This is a genomic window from Agrobacterium sp. ES01, assembly GCF_050320885.1.
GTDB lineage: Bacteria > Pseudomonadota > Alphaproteobacteria > Rhizobiales > Rhizobiaceae > Allorhizobium.
In genome coordinates this window covers 1,215,884-1,236,006 of the sequence record NZ_JBNQTH010000001.1, presented here as the reverse complement: position 1 = coordinate 1,236,006, position 20,123 = coordinate 1,215,884, and the positions used below count along the sequence as shown (strand labels likewise).

Here is a 20,123-nt window from a genome sequence, read left to right as displayed (position 1 = left end):
ATGCGCGCCAATTATCTCTTCACAAGCGAGTCCGTATCCGAAGGACACCCGGATAAGGTCTGTGACCGTATATCAGACGAGATCGTCGATCTGGTCTACCGCGAAGCAGCGAAAACGGGCATCGACCCCTGGAAGGTGCGCATTGCCTGCGAAACGCTTGCAACCACCAATCGTGTTGTGATCGCCGGTGAAGTGCGACTTCCTCCAAGCCTGATGAAGACCGACAAAAATGGCAAAGAGGTAATCAATCCGTCGCGCTTCAAGTCGGTAGCGCGCAGAGCAATTCGCGATATTGGCTACGAGCAGGACGGCTTCCATTGGAAGTCTGCAAAGATCGATGTTCTCCTGCATTCGCAGTCTGCGGATATTGCGCAGGGCGTGGACAACGCCAGCGATCAGCAGGGCGAAGAGGGCGCAGGCGACCAGGGCATCATGTTCGGTTACGCCTGCAACGAAACGCCGGACCTCATGCCGGCACCGATCTATTACGCACACAAGATACTCCAGCTCTTGTCCGACGCCCGCCGTAAGGGTGAGGGCGATGTCGGTCGTCTGGGGCCAGATGCCAAGAGCCAGGTGACGGTTCGCTACGTTGATGGAAAGCCCGCTGCGGTCACCTCTATCGTTCTCTCGACCCAGCATTTCGACGAGACCTGGGATTCGAAGAAAGTCCGCGCGGTTGTCGAACCCTATATCCGCGAAGCGATCGGCGAACTGCCGATCGACGCGGAATGCAACTGGTACATTAATCCGACTGGCAAATTTGTCATAGGCGGACCTGACGGCGATGCTGGTTTGACCGGCCGCAAGATTATCGTCGACACATATGGGGGCGCGGCACCGCACGGCGGCGGTGCATTCTCAGGCAAGGACACCACAAAGGTCGACCGTTCTGCGGCCTATGCAGCACGATATCTTGCCAAAAATGTTGTGGCAGCAGGACTTGCAGAGCGTTGCACCATCCAGCTTTCCTACGCCATTGGCGTAGCACAGCCGCTGTCGGTCTATGTTGACCTGCATGGCACAGGTAAGGTGACGGAAGAACAGGTCGAAGCCGCTGTTCGTGACACCATGGACCTGTCGCCGACCGGTATCCGCCGGCACCTCAATCTCAACAAGCCTATTTATGCGAAGACTGCTGCTTACGGGCACTTTGGGCGCAAGGCTGGCCGCGACGGTTCGTTCTCCTGGGAACGTCTCGATCTTGTCAAGCCGCTGAAAGAAGCGATCAAGGCGTGAGCGAGACGGGCGACCAGTCGGGACGCCGCTCGCGGGCCACCGAGGCATTCTACGGTCGGCGCAAGGGCAAGCCCCTGCGCGATCTCCAGGTTGATCGCATGGAGCATGTCCTCCCTGCGCTCAAGATTGATCTCGGCACGGCTGCACCGGAAGAGCTTCAGGAGCTTTTCCCCATTCCGGCCAAAAATACTCGCCTGGAAATCGGTTTTGGCGGCGGTGAGCATCTCGTTCATCGCGCCTCAGAGCTTACGTCTACGGGATTCATCGGCGTTGAGCCCTTCATCAATTCGATGGCCAAGCTGCTTGCGAGTGTCGAGGAAAAAGGTCTGCGCAATATCCGCGTCTATGACGACGATGCGACCCAGCTTCTCGATTGGCTACCGGCGAATTCCATCGATCATATAGACCTGCTCTATCCGGATCCCTGGCCTAAGCGCAAACACTGGAAACGCAGGTTTGTCAGCCAGGTCAATCTCACGCGGTTCCACCGTGTTCTGAAGCGTGACGGTTTGTTCTGCTTCGCGTCCGACATCGATACATACGTCAACTGGACGCTGCTAATGTGCCGCGATCACGGTGGGTTCGAATGGCTGGCGGACACGTCTGCAGATTGGTTGACGCCCTATGAGGGCTGGCCGAGCACACGTTACGAAGTCAAGGCTAAGCGCGAAGGTCGTAGCTCCGCCTATCTGACATTCAAGAAACTGGTATAAGTTGGGCACAACGAGTGCCAGCCGAGGCCGCTTTTGCGTGCATCGACTCGTGCGCTCAAACGCAGACTTACATACGCCGGAAATTCTACCGGCGCATGGTCTGTGTCCGCTAATTGGCTAGTGCAGGCTAACCGTACGAAGCTCGTCTTCGGCAGCCTTGTAGAAAGTGCTGGAGCGGTTGTCCGTCAGCAGGATCGGCGTACCATCGGCGCCGAAGAGGGCCCATAGATCAAGGCTTGGATCAATGTCCGGCGCTTCGGGGAAGCAGCGCGAAACTTCTTCAGATCGCATTTTGCGGATATAGCCGATTTCACCTGAGCCTAGATGCGCCAGTTCGGATTGCGTCAGCCCAGTGGTAGTTTCTCTCAGTAACATTCCGATCCTCCACGGTTTCGGGAGCAACGGCGCACATGGCCGTTCACCCTATTGTGGGATCGAAATGTTAATTTTTCTCACCTCTTGCTGCGGGTTCGGGCGGATCAGATCAATTTTCAGCAAGCCATTGTGAAGACTGGCTTTGAGTACATCCATGCCATCGGCTAGCATAAAACTTCGCTGGAACTGGCGGGCGGCTATTCCGCGGAAAAGATAATCTGCGTCCGGGCGCTCGGATTGACGACCCCGAACGAGCAATGTGCTGGCCTCCAGCATGACTTCGAGTTCACTTTCCTCGAATCCCGCAACGGCCAGGGTGATTCTCAGTCTCTCCTGCCCGTCAGCGCCAGTTCTGCGAACGCGCTCGATGTTATAGGGCGGATAGCCGTCATTGTTCCGGGCAATCTTGGCCAGAACCGCTTCGCTCACTTCGAAACCCAGGAGCAGAGAGCTGGTTAGCGATTTTATGCGGCTCATTGACTCTCCCTTTGGCCCGGGTTCCTCTACCGGCAGCTTTCGCTTATTCCGCAATGCATATGGTACCTGCCTGCTTTCCATGCAAGTCGGCGCGGCTTGACTTTCGCCAGGCGCAATGATCATCAGTCACAGCTTTTTTGTTTGCAGATAGTTGGAATGATGATGCCCAGGAAAATCATAATCGACACCGACCCAGGTCAGGATGATGCAGCAGCACTGATGCTGGCCTTCGCTAGTCCGCAGGAGTTGGAGGTTCTGGGCGTATGCACCGTTGCCGGCAATGTGCCGCTTGCGCAGACAAGCCGCAATGCGCGGGTCGTGTGTGAGCTCTTCGGTCGTTCCGACATTCCAGTTTACGAAGGCGCAAGCCAGCCGATGCAGCGCAAGCTGGTGACAGCGGAGCATGTCCACGGCAAGACCGGACTGGATGGTGCCGATCTGCCTGAGCCGACGATGCCAGTCCAGTCCCAGCATGCTGTCGACTTCATAATAGAGACCATCCGTCGGGAAGCTGATGGCGAGGTCACGGTCTGCACTTTGGGCGCCCTGACAAATATCGCGACAGCGCTTGTAAAAGCGCCCGACATCGCGCCGAAAATTCGCGAACTGGTCATGATGGGGGGTGGCTTTTTCGAGGGCGGCAATATCACCCCGGCCGCAGAATTTAATATCTATGTCGACCCGCATGCGGCAGAGATTGTATTCCGCTCCGGCGTTCCGATTGTTATGATGCCGCTCGACGTTACGCATCAGCTATTGACCACCAAGGCGCGTGTCGCCCGCATCGCAGAGCTAGGAACCCGTCAGTCCGATGTGATGGTGGGATGGCTTCAGTTCTTCGAACGCTTCGACGAGGAAAAATACGGTTCCGACGGTGGCCCGCTGCATGATCCGTCCGTTATCGCCTATCTTCTGAAGCCGGAGCTCTTCCAGGGGCGAGAGTGCAATGTCGAAATCGAAACGCAGTCAGAGCTGACGGTCGGCATGACGGTCGTCGACTGGTGGCGCGTATCGGGGCGCAAGCCCAACGCCACAGTCATGCGCCATGTGGACGCCGATGGCTTCTTTGACCTTTTGATTGAACGCGTCGCACGGTTCTAAGGCACCCATGGATTGACGGAGAAGTTGGAGAAGGCCGCAGGCGATCCGCCGCGGTCTTCAAACGTCAAAGATTCCGGTTAACCTCCGCAGCCAATGGAATTGATGGCTGGGCGCCTTGGCTGAGGCAGGCGAGGGAACCTGCCACGGCTGCACGACGCAGAGCTGTGCCGAAGTCGAGACCCTGATCGAGACCAGCGGCAAAGTACCCGCAGAAGGTGTCGCCAGCGCCAACCGTATCGATGGGATTGATCTTCAGCCCTTTGGTCTCGTGCAGGGATCCATCCCGTGCGGCGATCACGCCCTCTGCACCCAGGGTCACAATCACCGTTTGCCCGGTCTCGCTATGAATCCGCATCAGTGCCTGTTTGCGTTCGTCCGCATTCATGCCTTCCTGACCGGCCAGTCTTTCGAACTCTGTTTCGTTGGCAATCACGATATCGGCCATACGACCGAGCTCAGCGGCTTCGTCGATCAAGGGCGCAATATTGATCACCGTCGTCACACCCCGTCCTCGTGCCAACGACAAGGCTTTTTTGACGGCTGGTACAGGGATTTCCAGTTGCAGCATCAGCGTGTCACTTGGGGCCATGGATGAGACCAGCTTTACGGCATCGTCTTCTGTCAATGTGCCATTTGCTCCGGCAACGACGGCAATCATGTTCTCGCCATCGCCGCCAACAAGGATCAACGCGGTTCCGGTGGCCGTGTCGGCTCGTGCAATACTGGTAAGATCGGTTCCAGCATCCAGCAGTTCTGCCAGAGCCGGCTCTGCGAACTCATCCTTGCCGACGGCGCCAACCATCTTAACCGTAGCGCCGGCACGGGTCGCCGCCAGTGCCTGATTTGCACCTTTGCCCCCGGCTGCCGTGGCAAAACTGTTGCCGGCCACGGTCTCACCAGGTTTCGGCAGACGTTCAGTTGTGGCGACAAGGTCCATATTGATGGAGCCAAAAACGGTGATCATGTTGATTGGTCCTCGTGACGATAAGCGCGCTTTGTGCCGCTCAGACTAATCTTCGTCAACCACCCTGAGCTTCAGCAACCCAGTTCTGCTTTCAACGGCTGCGGACGAAGGGCTGTGCGGCTGGGCTGTGGCAGTGCCACCCGTATGTTCGAATTCCAGCGCCTCGATCTTCGCTCCGCGTTTTGCAATTTTGTCCGACGATGTCACGATCATCTCCACATCTTTCTGTGCCGAGAGAAAATGGCTTTGCAGCTTTCGTGTTCTGTCATCCAGCCGTGACAGATCGTCCATCAGGCTGACGACTTCGCCTTGGATGACATGTGCCTGTTCGCGCATGCGCTGGTCTTTGAGGACAGCCTGGATAACCTGGATCGACAACATCAGAAGCGATGGGGATACGATCACGACGCGTGAACGATGCGCCTTCTGCACCACGCTTTCAAAATTCTCGTGGATCTCGGCGAAAATCGACTCCGATGGCACGAACATGAAGGCCATTTCCTGGGTCTCGCCTGCAATCAGATATTTTTCGGAAATATCTTTGATGTGCACCTCAAGGTCGCGCTTGAACTGCTGGCTGGCTGTCTTCTTGCCCTCCGGCGATTCCGTATCGCGAATGGCATTCCAGGCCTCCAGCGGAAATTTGGCATCGACCACCAAGGGCGGGGCATCGTTCGGCATACGGATCGTACAGTCGGGCCGTGAGCTGTTGGATAGCGTTGTCTGGAATTCATAAGCGCCGATGGGCAAGCCATCGGCAACAATCGTTTCCATGCGCGATTGGCCAAAAGCGCCGCGGGTTTGTTTGTTGGACAGGATCGCCTGAAGGCTGACAACGTCCTTTGCCAGTGCCTGGATATTGTTCTGCGCCATATCGATGGAGGTCAGCCGTTCTTGCAGGCTTCTCAGGTTTTCATGGGTAGATTTCGTCTGTTCGGCAATCGACGATCCCAGTCGATGGGACATTCCATCAAGACGTTCGTTCATGGATTGGTTGAATTCGGCCTGACGATTGCTGAAAACATCGGTCATCGCTGCAATTCGGCCCTGCATTTCCGACTGCAGCCTGAACAGTTCGGCCATACGTTTCTCAGCAATGAAATCCCGGGTGGCCGCAGCCTCTTCCACCGCCCGCGCCCGTGATGCGGTGCTCCGGCGGCCGATCAGCACTGCGATGACGGTCACTGCGATCAGCAGGCAGATTGCAACTAACGCAAAAGCTCCGGCTGAAAGAGATAAATCTCCGATGAGGAGTACCGGTTGTTCAGAATGGAAGGAAATCTGGTTCATGTCGCAAAGCCTATCAGATTTTGACAAAGAGAATAGATCAAAACAAGAACAAAAATTGGTTCAATGCTTCTAAGTCAGCAACGAATTGACGACCGGCCCGCCGGACCGCCTGCAGTCCAGCCGGAATTTTGACGCCGTTTACGCATCGTTCAGGCTTTTGAGGGATTTACTGAATTCTGCCGTGGCAATTAACCGTGCCGCATTCTCCCATTGCCTCAGAGAAGTTTCTTCATGTCTAAAGATATCGATAGCGCCCTCGCGGAACGTCTCGCATTTATGAATTTGGATCGGGAGAGCTCGAAGCGCCTAGCTGAACTTCGCCCAACGCTGGACGAGGTCATGGGACCGGCCTTGGACGAATTCTACGCCAAGATTGCAGTCCACCCCAAGCTTGCTCATTTCTTCCGTGACAAGAGCCACATGGCCGGCGCCAAAAAGGCCCAGGTCGGTCATTGGAGCAAACTTGCGCGCGGGACATTCGACAAGGAATTTGTTGATGGTGTGACGGCAATTGGCCGCACACATGCCCGCATCGGCCTTGAGCCAAAGTGGTATATCGGCGGTTATTCTCTGTTGATGAGCAGGCTGATCGAAGGTGTTTTAAAGAAACACTGGCCTTTCCCCTTCGGCAAGCAATATGCCGCATCGCTCAGCGACAAACTCAGCGTCGTGGTCAAGGCCGCCATGCTCGACATGGATTATGCAATCTCGGTCTATATCGATGCGCTCGATGAGCAGCGTCTGAAACTCGAGGAAGAGCGTGCTCGCGTGGAGGAAGACCAGAAGGTCGCTATGGAACACCTGCGCCGGGGACTGGAGGCGCTGGCCCGCGGTGATTTTGAAGCCAAGATGCCGGCCAACATGCCCGGGAATTTCCAGCAAATGGGCGACGATTACAATCGCACGGTTGAAGGCCTGAACAAATTCTTTGCCGCCATTCGGAACTCGTCGGAAGAAATCCTCGACGGTACCGAGGCGATTTCGGGTGCTGCCGATGAACTGGCGCAGCGCACATCGGCACAGGCCTCCGGCTTGCAAGAGAGTTCAACTGCTCTTCAGCAGCTTGCGGTCAGCGTCAGCCAGACGGCGTCCAATGCGGAGCGGGCTTCAACCACAGTGAGCGATACTCAAAACCGTGCGCGCTCATCCGGGGAGGTTGTCACCAAGGCGGTGTCTGCAATGGCGGAGATTGAAAAGTCTTCGAGCGAGATCTCCAAGATCATCGGCGTGATCGATGAAATCGCCTTCCAAACCAATCTTCTGGCCCTGAATGCAGGGGTGGAAGCGGCGCGTGCCGGCGATGCCGGCAAGGGCTTCGCGGTTGTGGCGCAGGAAGTCCGCCATCTTGCGCAACGAAGCGCCGACGCGGCCAAGGAAATCAAGGGCCTCATCACCCAGAGTTCGAACCAGGTGAATGAAGGCGTCGGCCTTGTTAGTGAAACGGGCGCCGCCCTTTCGGATATCATCGAGCGAATCAATTCGGTCAATACGATTGTCTCCGAGATAGCGACTGCCGCCAAGGATCAGTCGACGGCGCTAAGTGATGTCAACGAGGCAACGCGCACCATCGATACGCTCACGCACAAGAATTCGGCGATGGTCGAGCAGACCTCGGAGGAAACCCGCCGCCTGCGCAATGAGGTGGCTGGTTTGGTCGCACTTCTCGGCAATCTGCGTACTGGCTCTGAGAAAAGTTCAAACGCGTCCGCGTCGACAGTGCAGCGCCACGCTGCCTGATTGGGGTTATTCAGCACCGGAGTGGTTCGTGCCGCTTCGGTGTTTTCTCTTTCCTTCCCCCGGAAAGATGCGTTATGGGAAAACTATGACGATCAAGCCTCTTATCATCCTGCCCGATCCCATTCTCCGCCAGAGCTCTCAGCCGGTGGAGAGGTTCGATTCCGACCTTCATAAACTGGCCGACGACATGCTCGACACCATGTACGAGGCGCCAGGTATAGGCCTTGCGGCGATCCAGATCGGTGTAGCTCGCCGTCTTCTGGTCATCGATATCAGCAAGGAAGATGAAGACCGCCAGCCGCTGGTCTTCATCAATCCCGAGATTATCACGTCCTCGGATGAGCGCTCGACCTATGAAGAGGGTTGCCTCTCCATTCCGGATTATTATGCGGAAGTGGAGCGTCCGGCTGCCGTGACGGTCAAGTCGCTCGATAGGGATGGGCGCGAACAGATGACCGAGGCCGACGGATTGCTCGCGACCTGCCTGCAGCACGAAATCGATCACCTGAATGGTGTACTTTTCATTGATCACATTTCGCGGTTGAAGCGGGAAATGGTGATCAAGAGGTTCACGAAATCCGCCAAAACACGGGCGATCTGAACCGATCGTCAGACTGTCAGGGGCAGGATTTCCCCTCTCGATCCGATTGTAGAAGCGACGGAACGCACATGGCTTTGCGCATCATCTTCATGGGGACCCCTGATTTTTCGGTTCCGACACTGAGAGCGCTGGCAGATGCCGGCCATGAGGTTGTCGCTATCTATTCGCAGCCACCGCGCCCGGGCGGACGCCGTGGCCTCGACCTCAAGAAATCTCCAGTCCATCAGGCAGCTGAAGAGCTTGGTATCGAGGTATTCACGCCGCTTAATTTCAAGAGTGATGAAGACCGCCAGATTTTCAGCAGCCATAACGCAGATGTTGCCGTCGTCGTTGCCTACGGACTGCTATTGCCAGAGGAGGTGCTCAACGCGCCACGTCTCGGTTGCTACAACGGTCACGCTTCACTTCTGCCGCGTTGGCGCGGAGCGGCCCCCATTCAGCGCGCCATCATGGCGGGTGATCCGCAGACCGGCATGAATATCATGCAGATGGAGAAGGGCCTCGACACCGGCCCCGTAGCGCTCGTCCGTAAAGTGACGATCGGCGCGGATATGACCGCAGGCGAATTGCACGATGAATTGAGTGACATTGGTGCCAAGGCCATGGTGGATGCCATGGCATTGCTGGAGGCCGGCGATCTAGAGCTGACGGCTCAGCCGGAAGATGGTGTCGTCTATGCCTCAAAGATCGACAAGGCGGAAACCCGTATCGATTTTGACCGTCCGTCAACCGACGTACACAATCACATTCGCGGCCTAGCGCCGTTTCCAGGTGCCTGGTTCGAGTTGCAGATCAACGGCAAGCCCGAGCGCGTGAAGGTTCTGGCTACGTCTCTTGCAAAAGGGGAGGGAAGACCAGGCGACGTGCTGGACGATACCCTGACCGTCGCTTGCGCGCGCGGCGCTGTCCGGCTGACGCGCCTGCAAAAGGCTGGCGGCAAGCCGCTGATCGCTGAGGATTTCCTGCGCGGGACAGCCATTCCGGCTGGCACGAGGCTCTCCTGATGCCACGCTTCCGTATGACGGTCGAATATGACGGTACGCCCTATGTCGGTTGGCAACGGCAGGACAATGGTCGTTCCGCGCAAGGCGCTCTGGAGGCAGCGGTTCTTTCCCTGACGGGAGAAACCGTCTCTGTGAGGGGTGCAGGTCGTACCGATTCCGGCGTCCACGCGGTTGGACAGGTTGCCCATGTGGATTTGACCCGAGACTGGCAGCCGCACAAATTGCGCAATGCATTGAACGCTCATCTGGCAACAGCCGGAGATTCTGTGTCTGTTCTGGATGTGATGGCCGTCGCAGATGGTTTCGATGCCCGATTTTCAGCGCTCAAACGGCACTATCTCTACCGCATCGTCAACCGCCCGTCGCGCTTGGCCCTCGAGGCAAAGCGGGCCTGGTGGGTGAAGAAGGATCTCGATCACGACGCGATGCATGCAGCGGCACAGCAACTCGTCGGGCATCACGATTTTACCACCTTCCGCTCCGTGCACTGCCAGGCCCAAAGCCCCGTTCGCACGCTGGATCGGCTTGATGTTGCTCGCAATGGCGAACTGATCGAGATCCGTGCATCGGCTCAGAGCTTTCTGCACAATCAGATCCGCTCCTTCGCCGGCACATTGAAACTCGCGGGCGAGGGAAAAATGTCCGTGGGCGATGTCCGGGCTGCCCTCGAGGCACGCGATCGAAAGGCCTGCGGTCCGGTTGCGCCACCCACAGGCCTGTACTTCATGAAGGTCGACTATCCAGGCGATCCATGACCGTCGGAAGGGCAGGGCTCTGCCTTGCCAAATGCGTTGTGAGTTAATATCAATAGTTCTGGAATTAACGAAGTGTTGGCAAGGAGCGCGCCGTGACGATCACCATCTATCACAACCCTGATTGTGGCACCTCGCGAAACACTTTGGCGATGATCCGGCAAGCTGGCGAAGAGCCAGTCATTATCGAGTATCTGAAGACACCTCCAAACCGCGAAAAGCTGATCTCGCTGATTGCAGCGATGGGCGCGACGCCGCGTGACCTCTTGCGACAGAAGGGAACGCCCTATGATGAGCTTGGCCTCGTTGACAAATCACTGTCGGATGAGAGCCTGATCGACGCGATGATGGCGCATCCAATCCTGATCAACAGGCCGATTGTTGAAACGCAAAAGGGAACGCGCCTTTGCCGCCCGTCCGAACTGGTTCTGGAAATACTGCCGAACGCAGATATTGGTGCATTCACGAAGGAAGACGGCGAAGTCGTCAAGGCGTCCTGAATTCAGCCCGGTGAGACGCTCAAAAAACGTTCCAGCATGTCTGAAAAGAGAATGGTCGGCACCAGTAGCAGCATGGTGAAGGCAGCGGCTGTCAGCGTATGGCCGTCGCAGATCATTCTCAGCACCCGGAAATAGGCGGTGATCACGAGCAGCAGAAGCATGAACCAGAGCAACGCCACCAGGCCCGACAAACCGGGCATAAGCATTGTCAGCAAGATCAGTGCGCCATAGCCGTATGATAGCGGCACTGCCAGCCAGTTGATGGCGACGACCACGCTCGAAAATTTCGAGCCCATCCCCAGCAACCAGGCCAGAATTCCGACCAGAACAAGAGGCACGACCCAGTTAATCGCCTCGATCAGAGCCAGACGGAAAAAGAAGAGGCCACCAGCCCTGGCTTCGGCTGGCATGGCGGCGAGATAGGCACTTCGCCACCACATCCAGGACAAAAAGATCGCAGGCGCGGCATAGCCCATCGCCCAGAAGGAGCGAAGACTGCCACGCTCACTCAGGTCGAGATGGCGAAAGCCAGCTGGATTTTGGCGCACCAGCAGCCATAGTCCCTGGATATAGCTCTTGAACTCTTCAAGTCCTGGCATGCTCGAACCATTGTTCGATAAAGGTTTTGTAGATGCGCGTCAGCGTTTCCAGATCCGCGACCGCCACTCTCTCATCGACCATGTGCATGGTTTGGCCGACAAGGCCGAACTCAACCACCGGGCAATAATCCTTGATGAAGCGGGCATCAGATGTGCCTCCGGTCGTCGAAAGCTGAGGCCGCTTCTGCGTCACCGTCTCGATCGCATCCGATATGGACGCCACCAGCGTGTCGTCTTGTGTCAGGAAGACATGGCTCGGTCGTTCCGCCCATATAATTTCATAGCGTGCCGGATCTCGCCCGGGTCGCAAGGTTGGATCCTTCGATGCTTCGTCCAGCCGGCGTTCGATCTCGGCCTTCAGGCTGTCTGCAGTCCAGGTGTCATTGAAGCGAATGTTGAAGCGTCCCGTCGCTTTGGCCGGAATGACATTGGTGGCGCTGTTGTCGACATCGATCGACGTGACTTCAAGATTGGATGGCTGAAAGTTGTCGGTACCATGATCAAAGACGGGGTGCATCAAAGCATCCGCCATTCGAACAATGGACCGTACCGGATTGTCGGCGAGGTGCGGATAGGCCGCATGTCCTTGCGTGCCAAAAACTGTAACTTCCGCCGATAGCGAGCCGCGCCGGCCGATCTTCACCATATCGCCCAGCTTGTCAGGATTGGTCGGCTCGCCAACCAGGCAGGCATCCCAGCGCTCGCCTTTCGCGGCGGCCCATTCCAGCAGCTTTATTGTACCGTTGACGGCAGGACCTTCTTCATCGCCCGTAATCAGAAGCGAGATAGAGCCCTTGGGCGGGCCATTTTCCTCAATGCTTCGCGCGATCGCAGCCACGAAGCAGGCAATTCCGCCCTTCATGTCCACGGCTCCACGACCATAAAGCATGCCGTCGACGATCTCGGCCGAGAACGGGGGATGGTTCCAGTCGCTTTCGGTTCCCACCGGCACGACATCGGTATGTCCCGCAAACATCAGATGCGGACCTTCCGTGCCAATCCGCGCATAAAGGTTCTCGATATCCGGGGTGCCAGGCGAACTCGCCGTCATGCGCGAGACAGTAAAGCCAAGTGGCTCCAGCATGGCTTGAAGCGCATCCAGTGCCCCACCTTCGGCAGGTGTTACGGATGGGCAGCGGATCAGCGTCTGTAGGTTTTCGGTCGGGTTTTCGACAGTCATGGCAATCGCGAATTTGCAAAGAAGGAGGGAAGTCTAGGGGCGGGCTAAGGTCTAGCCGATCCAATGTCGTCTGTCACCATCGACCCTTGTACGATCAGGTCGCCGGCCAATCCGTCGCAGAACCGAAGCCGTTGGCTTGTGGCGTTGACGGCCACAGGCACAGAGCTATCAGCATGACGAATGAAATGACCGGAACGAAGATAAGGCAGGCAAATATGCCGGACAGCCCGATGTCATGGAGCCGCTTGATCGTCAGCATCACTGTCGAAAACACGGAGAGGCAGAGTGTGGCGAAGACGACAAGCGCCAAAAGCGGCAGCATCTCGTCGTCTTCGTGGTCAAGGGCAAGCTTGCTGAACGCGAAGGAATTCACGGCCATCCAGAACAGCACACCAAGAGTGAATGCTTGGCGACCGGCGCGGCCCGACCGGCTGAAGAACAGCCATTTCGTCGTGGCCCGTCGCGCCGGCGCCTGCACGGATCAGTCTCGCAGCAATTCGTTGATACCCGTCTTGGAGCGGGTCTTCTCGTCAACCGTTTTGACGATGACCGCACAGTAAAGGCCCGGGCCCGGCTCGCCATTGGGGAAGGGCTTGCCCGGCATCGTTCCCGCGACAACGACGGAGTATGGTGGCACTTCGCCATAGCTCACTTCGCCCGTGGCGCGGTTCACGATCTTGGTCGACTGGCCGATGTAAACACCCATGCCGAGCACAGAGCCTTCACGCACGATGCAGCCTTCAACCACTTCCGAACGCGCGCCGATGAAGCAATTGTCCTCGATGATCGTCGGGCCGGCCTGCAAGGGCTCGAGTACGCCGCCGATGCCGACGCCACCTGACAGGTGGACGTTCTTGCCGATCTGGGCACAGGATCCAACCGTGGCCCAACCATCGACCATGGAGCCTTCGCCGACATAGGCGCCAAGATTGACAAAAGACGGCATCAGGACGACGTTCTTGCCGATGAACGAACCTTTGCGCACGATCGAGCCTGGAACCGCCCGGAAGCCTGCATCGCGAAAACGGTTCTCGCCCCAGCCGGAAAATTTCGATGGCACCTTGTCCCACCATGTCGCGCCGCCGGCACCGCCTTCGATGACTTCCATGTCATTGAGCCGGAAGGATAGCAGTACCGCCTTTTTCAGCCACTGATGAACTGTCCACGCACCGTCTGGCCCGCGAGAGGCAACGCGCGCCTGGCCGCTGTCGAGCAGGTTCAGCGACGTATCCACTGCGTCGCGAATTTCACCCTTGGTCCCAGTCGTCACCGTATCGCGATTGTCGAAGGCGGCTTCGATGACCTTTTCAAGTGCGTTCAGATCCGTGGCGTTCATGAGAGTTCCTTAAACTTCGTTGTCTATCGTTGCAGCCCTGTTCGCGGTGGGGCTGTCGGAAACTGGCGATTTGCTCTACCCCATTCCCCAAGGGATGAAAACACACCCCGCATGTTTCAAGGTCGTTTAGATCTTTGCGGGCGTCACAAAAAACTCAAGGCGGAGCCCTTTGCTCCGCGGGAAGGCATGACTGGAATGGCAGATAAAAAAAACAGGCAGCACAGAAAAGATGGTGCCTGGGATCCCCTGAAGCGCAGTTCGACCGATCGACGCGAGGCAGAAGGCGTTCCGCAGACACCGCAATCGGCCTCTCCCACCTATCGTCTTGCTTATGCGGATAACGATTTTCTCTGCCGCGAGGAATTACGTCCCATCCGCTTGCAGTTGGAACTCCTGAAGCCGGAAATGATTTTGTCTGAAAGCGGCATCAAGTCGACTGTCGTGATGTTTGGCGGTGCTCGTATTCCAGCCCCGGGGCAGGACGCCTGGGCAGCACGCAATGAGGTGCAGAAGGCAAACCTTGAGGCAGCGTCTGTCTACTATGAGGAGGCGCGGAAATTCGCACGGATCTGTGCCACCCACGCAGCGAGATATGATCATCAGGAATATGTTGTCGTCACCGGTGGCGGTCCAGGCGTGATGGAGGCCGGCAATCGCGGAGCAGCGGAAATCGGTGCGCCCACCATTGGTCTCAATATCGTCCTGCCGCACGAACAGGCGCCCAACATATATGTGACTCCGGAGCTCAGCTTCAATTTTCACTATTTTGCCATCCGCAAGATGCATTTTCTCATGCGGGCAAAAGCAATCACCATCTTCCCCGGTGGATTTGGAACGCTGGACGAGTTCTTTGAATCGGCGACGCTCATCCAGACCAAGCGCATGGCGCCCATCCCGCTAATCCTGTTCGGCGAAGCCTTCTGGCGCAAGATCGTCAATTTTGAGGCTTTGGCGGATTTCGGCACCATCGCACCGGAGGATCTCGACCTCTTGCATTTTGTCGAGACCGCGGAAGATGCCTGGAAGATTATTGCCGATTACTATCAGATCGACGAATGAAAAAGCCGCCTGCGCTAGCGCAGGCGGCTTGTCACTATCAATTGAGACCGGGTTCAGGTCATTCAGAATGGATGCTTGGGCATATCGCCGGCGGAGATCACGCCGTCCTTGTTGCGGTCCATGCGGGTGAACATCTTGTCGGTCATAGCGAGGAACTCGTCCTTGCTGATCTGGCCACTCTCATCGGTATCGGCAATCCGGAGCATCATACCCGCCCCATGATGCTTGCGACCCATGTGGTCGCCGCGATCATTGGCGTTCCAGCGGTGCGGGCGCCAACCGTCGGGGCCATCACCTTCTGCCATGCGGTATCCTTCTTTGCCACCATGGTCGTCACGACGCCATTTGCCTTTACCGTCGCGCGGACCATCGGCACGCATGTCCTCGGGGGGGCCGCCCTGTGGGCCATTGCCCATCATGTCGCCGCCTTCGGCAAGTTCCTCGCCGGGAGGTCCGCCGTCGGGGCCAGGCTTGTCCTTGGACGCTTCTTCGCGCATGTCCTTGCGAGCGTCGTGCCATTCGTTCATCTTGGCTTCGCGATGTTTGCGCAATTCGCCGGGTGTCAGAACGCCGTCATTGTCGACGTCGATTTCAGTAAATCGCTTTTCCGCACCGGCTGTCGCTTCGTCCTTGGAAATCTGGCCGTTCGTATCTGTATCGAACTGTTGAAGCATGCGGACAAACATGCGTTCAGGTCCGCCATGTGGCCCGTGCGGCTGCTGAGCCATGCTGGCAACTGCCGAGGCTCCGAGCATCAGCGACGCAATCGAGGTGATGATCATGGCTTTGCGGGTCATGTTGTTTCCTTCCACTTGTGTGTATGGAAGAAACTTACGACGCCGTCTGTGCAGTCCCTACTTAAACATCGGTAAGGCAGATGAAACTTTCGTAAGCTTTGCCGGGATCAGCCAATCTCGTGCAGAACGTTGTGCAGAAATGTGGTCAGATCGTCGGTCATATAATCCGCATGTCCGGCGTCTGCTGCCTCGTCGGCGCGCTCCCAGGTTTCCAGCACGGCCTCGCCCAGATTGCGTGGCACCAGCAGCACGGTCTTCATGCCCAGAGACTTCGGCACTTCCAGATTACGTGGCAGATCCTCGAACATGGCAGCATTCGCCGTGCCGACCCGATTGAGACTGAGAAACTTGTCATAGGTCTCGCCTGCGGGCTTGGGTACATAGTCGGCGGCGACAATGTCGAAGATGTCATCGAAGTGATCGAGAATGCCCAGGGCCCGGGCGGCTGCCTCTGCATGCTTGACCGTGCCGTTGGTGAAGATGAATTTGCGACCGGGGAGAGATCTGATTGCCGATCCCAGATGTTCGTCAGGCAAAAGCGCTGAATAGTCGATGGCGTGGGCCCGCTCCAGAAAATCGTTCGGGTTAATGCCGTGATGGAGCATCAAGCCGGCAAGTGTTGTCCCGTGATCTCGGTAATATTGCTTCTGAATCGTGCGTGCGGCGTCCGGCTCGAGCTGCAAAAGCTCCGCAACAAAAGCCGTCATGTTGCGATCGATCTGCGCGAACAGGTTGATGTGATGGGGGTAAAGCGTGTTGTCGAGGTCAAAGACCCAGTCACGGATATGGGAGAAATCTGATTTTACGGGAAAGCTTGCTGGTTTTTTCATGCAGCCCTTATGGCAGAACTGTTGCTGGAAGAAAATCACCCGCAGACAGAAGCACTCGGCGAAAAGGTGCTTGGTGGAATAGCATTTGGCTGGCGCAATAATGGTGCTATATCGCGAGTCATGGTTCCCTCAGACGACGCATGTCCGGCCCATCTCCACGCGGTCATCCTTCAGGATCGAAAGCGCCTGCCGGCTCGGTTCTTTGCGCGCGTCTGCAATCAGACGGCAAGTCAGGCAGTCTAGCGCCAGACAAGGGTTCATATGCGCAGCCCTGCGCATTCATCTCATCGCAACTGATATTGTCTACGTGAACGGCTTCCGGTCACTAACCTGTCCATATCGCAATGCCCTCGAAGGGAACTCCCATGGAACTATGGGCAATCATCACTTTTTTCAGCGCCTTTCTCCAGAACATGCGCTCTGCATCGCAAAAGCATCTGAAGGGCCGCATGGGCTCGACCGGCGCCACCTTCGTCCGCTTCGGCTACGGTCTCCCTTTCGCTTTTTTCTATCTGGCCCTGCTGCATATCGGTCTGGGCCGACCTCTGCCGGTCGCCAACGGCATGTTTGCCGTATGGGCAGTCATCGGCGGGTTTGCCCAGATTGCCGCCACTTTCCTGCTTGTCTACCTTTTCTCGTTCCGCAACTTCGCCGTCGGGACGGCCTATTCCAGAACGGAGCCCGCTCAGGCGGCTATTCTGGCCCTTATCCTTTTCGGGGAGGGCATTTCATGGTCGGTCGTTCTGGCGATTGCCATCTCTGTGGTCGGCGTCATGCTGATTTCTGTCGCCCGTACCCAAATCACGCCTCGGTCCCTCATCACATCCGTCACCAGCCGCACCGCGCAGATTGGCCTGATGTCGGGGCTGCTGTTCGGCATTTCGGGTATATCCTATCGCCAGGCGTCCCTTGCTCTGGCACCCAGCCTGCCGACACCCGATGCGGTTATGCAGGCAAGCTTCACGCTCGCAGTCGTTATCGTTATTCAAACGGTTGTGATGCTGGCGTGGATGGTCTGGCGCGACCGGGATGAGTTGAAGCGTGTGCGCCAGGCCTGGAAAATTGCAACCCTTGTCGGCGTCGTCGGCGCCACAGCCTCCTTCGGCTGGTTCACTGCGATGACCCTTCAGCAGGTTGCTGTGGTCAAGGCCCTGGCTCAGGTGGAAATGCTCTTCACCTTTGCCTCATCAGTCTTCGTATTCAAGGAGAAGATCACGCCGTTGGAACTGGCGGGCTGCCTCTTGATCGTGGCGGGTATTCTGGCGCTTCTGCTGCTTTGACCTTGCGAGTCTGATTGCGATGCCTTCGATATCTGCCTATCGTTGAGGTCCACTCCATACTCAGATTTCGGGTTCGCACGTGTTTTATTCGCAGTGGTTTCCTTCGCCAGTTGGCGATCTTGTGGCCGTCGCAGATGACACCCATCTGCTGGTGCTCGGTTTCGGCGACCACAAGTCTGCCAAGCCGGCGGCCCTCATTCAAGGCCTGGGTACGCCTGTATCTCCTGATGGCAACGCGCTGACCGAACAGATTGGACGCGAACTGGACGACTATTTCCACGGCAAGTCAGCGGTATTTGCGACGCCGCTCAAGCCACAGGGAAGCCAGTTCGAGCTTGCCGTCTGGAACGAATTGTTGAAAGTGCCGCTCGCCGAAACCTGTTCCTATGGCGATATCGCGCGCAATGTCGGTGGTCTGGAAGCGGTTCGCGCTGTGGGCAAGGCCAATGGGGCAAATCCCATCGCAATCGTGATCCCTTGCCATCGCTGTATCGGGGCCGATGGTTCACTCACCGGGTATGGAGGCGGCCTCTGGCGCAAGAAATGGTTACTCCGCCATGAGGGAGAGATGAAGCCGGTGGGTCTGTTCGCGCTTTGATCGTGGCGGCGGTTTGAACGGTTTGTGTCACTGCACCCAAAATTGTCTCTTGCAAATCGTTCGGATATCAAGCGTCTAAACCGGAAGGGCGACCTTGAAAGAGCACTCTACTGCGCCATCTCGCAGTCTGATTGTCGCGGTTGACCGCACAAGAGCACACTTGTCGAGGAAAACATGAACTCAGAGACGAAGACAGGTCCGGCAGGTGATGAGCCTGAAGCCTATCCAACACGTTGGCTGGCGCTCGTCGTGATGATGGCGGCCAACTTCATGAATTTGCTGGACGTTACCATCGTCAACGTTGCGTTACCCAGCCTGCAGGGTGACCTGGGGGCAGATTCAAGCCAGATCGAGTGGGTGGTCGCCGGTTACGTCCTCGTGTTTGCGCTCGGGCTTTTGCCTTTAGGCCGGTGGGGCGATGTCAAAGGCAAGAAGCGCGCTCTTTTGCTGGGCATATCCTTCTTCACCCTGGCCTCGGCACTGTGCGGCATAGCTGCGAACATCGAAATCCTTGTCCTTTCGCGCTTCATCCAGGGTGCTGCGGCGGCTCTGATGACACCGCAGGTGCTGGCAATCGCGCAAGTCATGTTCCCTCCGAAGGAAAGAGCGGCAGCTTTTTCGCTGTTTGGATTGAGTGCGGGCCTCGCCTCTGTGTCGGGGCCAATCATCGGCGGATGGCTGATCGGCATGAATTTCTTTGATCTTGGCTGGCGGCCAATTTTCCTTATCAACATTCCCATCGGCATTATGGCGGTAATACTCGGGGCGCGCCTGATCCCCGCCATTCCTGCAAAGCCGGGACAAAGAAACGACTTTGTCGGCATTGCCATCGCCGCTTCGGGTATTTTCTGCATTATCTTCCCTCTGGTCGAGGGACGGGGTTTCGGCTGGCCCGCATGGTGCTTCGTCATGGTCGCTGCGGCACTTCCGTTGTTCTTCGCGTTCTACCAATGGGAATGCCGTCAAAATGCACGGGGAGGGCCAGAGCTCCTGCCTGTCAGCCTGATGCGCAATTCGACCTATGTCGTCGGTGCGCTGATGACGGCGATCTTCTTTTCCTCCCTGCCGGGCTTTTTCCTCATCTTCGCAATGTTCTTGCAGTCTGGTTTCGGCTTGACGCCTTTGCAGTCGGGCCTGACGACAATGCCTTTTTCGGTTGGCGTCTTTTTCGCCTCGATCATTTCCGGCCGCATCGGCAATATTGCGCCGCGCACGAGAATAGCCATTGGCGTAGTCATGGTATTTGTCGGCATGTTGGCGCTACGCTTTGTGGTTCAGGACTTCTCCGACAGCATTGAACGCACCCACATGCTGCCATTCCTGCTGCTCGCAGGTCTGGGATTGGGGATTGCGATTGCGCCCATGTTCCAACTCGTTCTGGCGGGCGTTCCGCCTCATGATGCGGGATCAGGATCCGGAGCTCTTCAGGCAATCCAGCAAATGGGCTCGGTATTCGGCATCGCCATTGTCAGCCAAATCTTCTTTTCGCATCTGGAAGGTGCGTTGGGCAGCGGAATAGCCCAGCACGCGGCTTACATCGACAGCTTTTCCCTCGGACTGATCTATAATTTTGCCGCCTATACGCTCGTTCTGATCGCGGTTCTTCTGCTGAAACAGAAACATCCAGTTGATGCCGTAGCGGTACCCGTGGTTCACGACTAGCACCAAAGAAAATGGCCCCGCCGGTTTCC

At 57.0% G+C, this 20,123-nt stretch carries 23 protein-coding genes; 13 read left to right on the top strand and 10 right to left on the bottom strand.

The annotated features are described in order from the left end of the window. Together metK and trmB are read left to right on the top strand one after the other, a co-directional pair. Positions 1-1,239, top strand: a complete 1,239-nt coding sequence (gene metK, locus ACQQ2Q_RS06070) for a methionine adenosyltransferase (protein WP_428186119.1) — start codon at positions 1-3, stop codon at positions 1,237-1,239. Next, positions 1,236-1,952: a tRNA (guanine(46)-N(7))-methyltransferase TrmB gene (trmB, locus tag ACQQ2Q_RS06065; protein WP_428186118.1), complete on the top strand. Its 717-nt coding sequence runs from the start codon at positions 1,236-1,238 to the stop codon at positions 1,950-1,952. Before metK ends, trmB begins: the two co-directional genes overlap by 4 nt. Positions 1,953-2,069: 117 nt before the next feature. Here the strand turns inward: trmB and ACQQ2Q_RS06060 are convergent, their stop codons facing one another. Then, positions 2,070-2,327, bottom strand: a complete 258-nt coding sequence (locus ACQQ2Q_RS06060; RefSeq protein ID WP_428186117.1) for a DUF1150 family protein — start codon at positions 2,325-2,327, stop codon at positions 2,070-2,072. Between the two features lie 48 nt (positions 2,328-2,375). Further along, the gene (locus ACQQ2Q_RS06055; protein ID WP_428186116.1) at positions 2,376-2,804 is read right to left on the bottom strand and encodes an Hsp20 family protein; all 429 of its coding nucleotides are present in this window, start codon (positions 2,802-2,804) and stop codon (positions 2,376-2,378) included. Between the two features lie 156 nt (positions 2,805-2,960). On the opposite strand from ACQQ2Q_RS06055, the gene ACQQ2Q_RS06050 reads away from it, so the two are divergent. After that, entirely contained in the window at positions 2,961-3,905 is a 945-nt protein-coding gene (locus tag ACQQ2Q_RS06050; protein WP_428186115.1) for a nucleoside hydrolase, read from the top strand. 64 nt (positions 3,906-3,969) lie between these two features. Here the strand turns inward: ACQQ2Q_RS06050 and ACQQ2Q_RS06045 are convergent, their stop codons facing one another. Beyond that, complete coding sequence (locus ACQQ2Q_RS06045; RefSeq protein WP_428186114.1) at positions 3,970-4,869, bottom strand: ribokinase; 900 nt, start codon at positions 4,867-4,869, stop codon at positions 3,970-3,972. A gap of 45 nt (positions 4,870-4,914) precedes the next feature. Then, a complete protein-coding gene (locus ACQQ2Q_RS06040) occupies positions 4,915-6,159 on the bottom strand; it encodes a DNA recombination protein RmuC (protein WP_428186113.1) in 1,245 nt (414 codons plus the stop codon). 231 nt (positions 6,160-6,390) lie between these two features. On the opposite strand from ACQQ2Q_RS06040, the gene ACQQ2Q_RS06035 reads away from it, so the two are divergent. The 5 genes from ACQQ2Q_RS06035 (at position 6,391) to arsC (ending at position 10,753) form a co-directional block, all read left to right on the top strand. Further along, the gene (locus tag ACQQ2Q_RS06035; protein WP_428186112.1) at positions 6,391-7,896 is read left to right on the top strand and encodes a methyl-accepting chemotaxis protein; all 1,506 of its coding nucleotides are present in this window, start codon (positions 6,391-6,393) and stop codon (positions 7,894-7,896) included. 85 nt (positions 7,897-7,981) lie between these two features. After that, positions 7,982-8,497, top strand: a complete 516-nt coding sequence (gene def / locus ACQQ2Q_RS06030) for a peptide deformylase (protein WP_428186111.1) — start codon at positions 7,982-7,984, stop codon at positions 8,495-8,497. A 68-nt stretch (positions 8,498-8,565) separates the two neighbouring features. Further along, on the top strand, positions 8,566-9,501 hold the full coding sequence (fmt, locus tag ACQQ2Q_RS06025) for a methionyl-tRNA formyltransferase (RefSeq protein ID WP_428186110.1): 936 nt from the start codon (positions 8,566-8,568) through the stop codon (positions 9,499-9,501). Beyond that, positions 9,501-10,256: a tRNA pseudouridine(38-40) synthase TruA gene (gene truA / locus ACQQ2Q_RS06020; RefSeq protein ID WP_428186109.1), complete on the top strand. Its 756-nt coding sequence runs from the start codon at positions 9,501-9,503 to the stop codon at positions 10,254-10,256. Before fmt ends, truA begins: the two co-directional genes overlap by 1 nt. Positions 10,257-10,348: 92 nt before the next feature. Next, on the top strand, positions 10,349-10,753 hold the full coding sequence (gene arsC, locus ACQQ2Q_RS06015) for an arsenate reductase (glutaredoxin) (protein WP_428186108.1): 405 nt from the start codon (positions 10,349-10,351) through the stop codon (positions 10,751-10,753). 2 nt (positions 10,754-10,755) lie between these two features. Here arsC and ACQQ2Q_RS06010 read toward each other — a convergent pair whose 3' ends face one another. From ACQQ2Q_RS06010 to dapD, 4 genes are all read right to left on the bottom strand, one after another. Continuing rightward, positions 10,756-11,352 carry a hypothetical protein gene (locus ACQQ2Q_RS06010; RefSeq protein ID WP_428186107.1) on the bottom strand — a complete coding sequence of 199 codons (597 nt, stop codon included), beginning with the start codon at positions 11,350-11,352 and terminating at the stop codon, positions 10,756-10,758. Then, positions 11,339-12,532, bottom strand: coding sequence for a succinyl-diaminopimelate desuccinylase (gene dapE, locus ACQQ2Q_RS06005; protein WP_428186106.1), 1,194 nt, complete (start codon positions 12,530-12,532; stop codon positions 11,339-11,341). Before dapE ends, ACQQ2Q_RS06010 begins: the two co-directional genes overlap by 14 nt. A 94-nt stretch (positions 12,533-12,626) precedes the next feature. Further along, complete coding sequence (locus ACQQ2Q_RS06000) at positions 12,627-13,010, bottom strand: DUF805 domain-containing protein (RefSeq protein ID WP_428186105.1); 384 nt, start codon at positions 13,008-13,010, stop codon at positions 12,627-12,629. A 3-nt stretch (positions 13,011-13,013) separates the two neighbouring features. Next, the gene (dapD, locus tag ACQQ2Q_RS05995) at positions 13,014-13,868 is read right to left on the bottom strand and encodes a 2,3,4,5-tetrahydropyridine-2,6-dicarboxylate N-succinyltransferase (protein ID WP_428186104.1); all 855 of its coding nucleotides are present in this window, start codon (positions 13,866-13,868) and stop codon (positions 13,014-13,016) included. 195 nt (positions 13,869-14,063) lie between these two features. Between dapD and ACQQ2Q_RS05990 the strand changes: the two genes are divergently transcribed. Then, positions 14,064-14,927 carry an LOG family protein gene (locus ACQQ2Q_RS05990; RefSeq protein WP_428186103.1) on the top strand — a complete coding sequence of 288 codons (864 nt, stop codon included), beginning with the start codon at positions 14,064-14,066 and terminating at the stop codon, positions 14,925-14,927. Between the two features lie 62 nt (positions 14,928-14,989). Here the strand turns inward: ACQQ2Q_RS05990 and ACQQ2Q_RS05985 are convergent, their stop codons facing one another. Together ACQQ2Q_RS05985 and ACQQ2Q_RS05980 are read right to left on the bottom strand one after the other, a co-directional pair. Further along, the gene (locus tag ACQQ2Q_RS05985) at positions 14,990-15,724 is read right to left on the bottom strand and encodes an EF-hand domain-containing protein (RefSeq protein ID WP_428186102.1); all 735 of its coding nucleotides are present in this window, start codon (positions 15,722-15,724) and stop codon (positions 14,990-14,992) included. A gap of 107 nt (positions 15,725-15,831) precedes the next feature. Then, entirely contained in the window at positions 15,832-16,554 is a 723-nt protein-coding gene (locus ACQQ2Q_RS05980) for a pyrimidine 5'-nucleotidase (RefSeq protein WP_428186101.1), read from the bottom strand. 9 nt (positions 16,555-16,563) lie between these two features. Here ACQQ2Q_RS05980 and ACQQ2Q_RS05975 point away from each other — a divergent pair, with 9 nt between their 5' ends. The 4 genes from ACQQ2Q_RS05975 (at position 16,564) to ACQQ2Q_RS05960 (ending at position 20,094) form a co-directional block, all read left to right on the top strand. Then, positions 16,564-16,797, top strand: a complete 234-nt coding sequence (locus ACQQ2Q_RS05975) for a hypothetical protein (protein ID WP_428186100.1) — start codon at positions 16,564-16,566, stop codon at positions 16,795-16,797. A gap of 122 nt (positions 16,798-16,919) precedes the next feature. Next, a complete protein-coding gene (locus ACQQ2Q_RS05970; protein ID WP_428186099.1) occupies positions 16,920-17,834 on the top strand; it encodes an EamA family transporter in 915 nt (304 codons plus the stop codon). Positions 17,835-17,913: 79 nt separating this feature from the next. Then, a complete protein-coding gene (locus ACQQ2Q_RS05965; protein WP_428186098.1) occupies positions 17,914-18,432 on the top strand; it encodes a methylated-DNA--[protein]-cysteine S-methyltransferase in 519 nt (172 codons plus the stop codon). Positions 18,433-18,606: 174 nt separating this feature from the next. Beyond that, positions 18,607-20,094 (top strand): MFS transporter, encoded by a 1,488-nt coding sequence (locus tag ACQQ2Q_RS05960; protein WP_428186097.1) that lies wholly within the window; start codon positions 18,607-18,609, stop codon positions 20,092-20,094. Positions 20,095-20,123 lie beyond the last annotated feature (29 nt).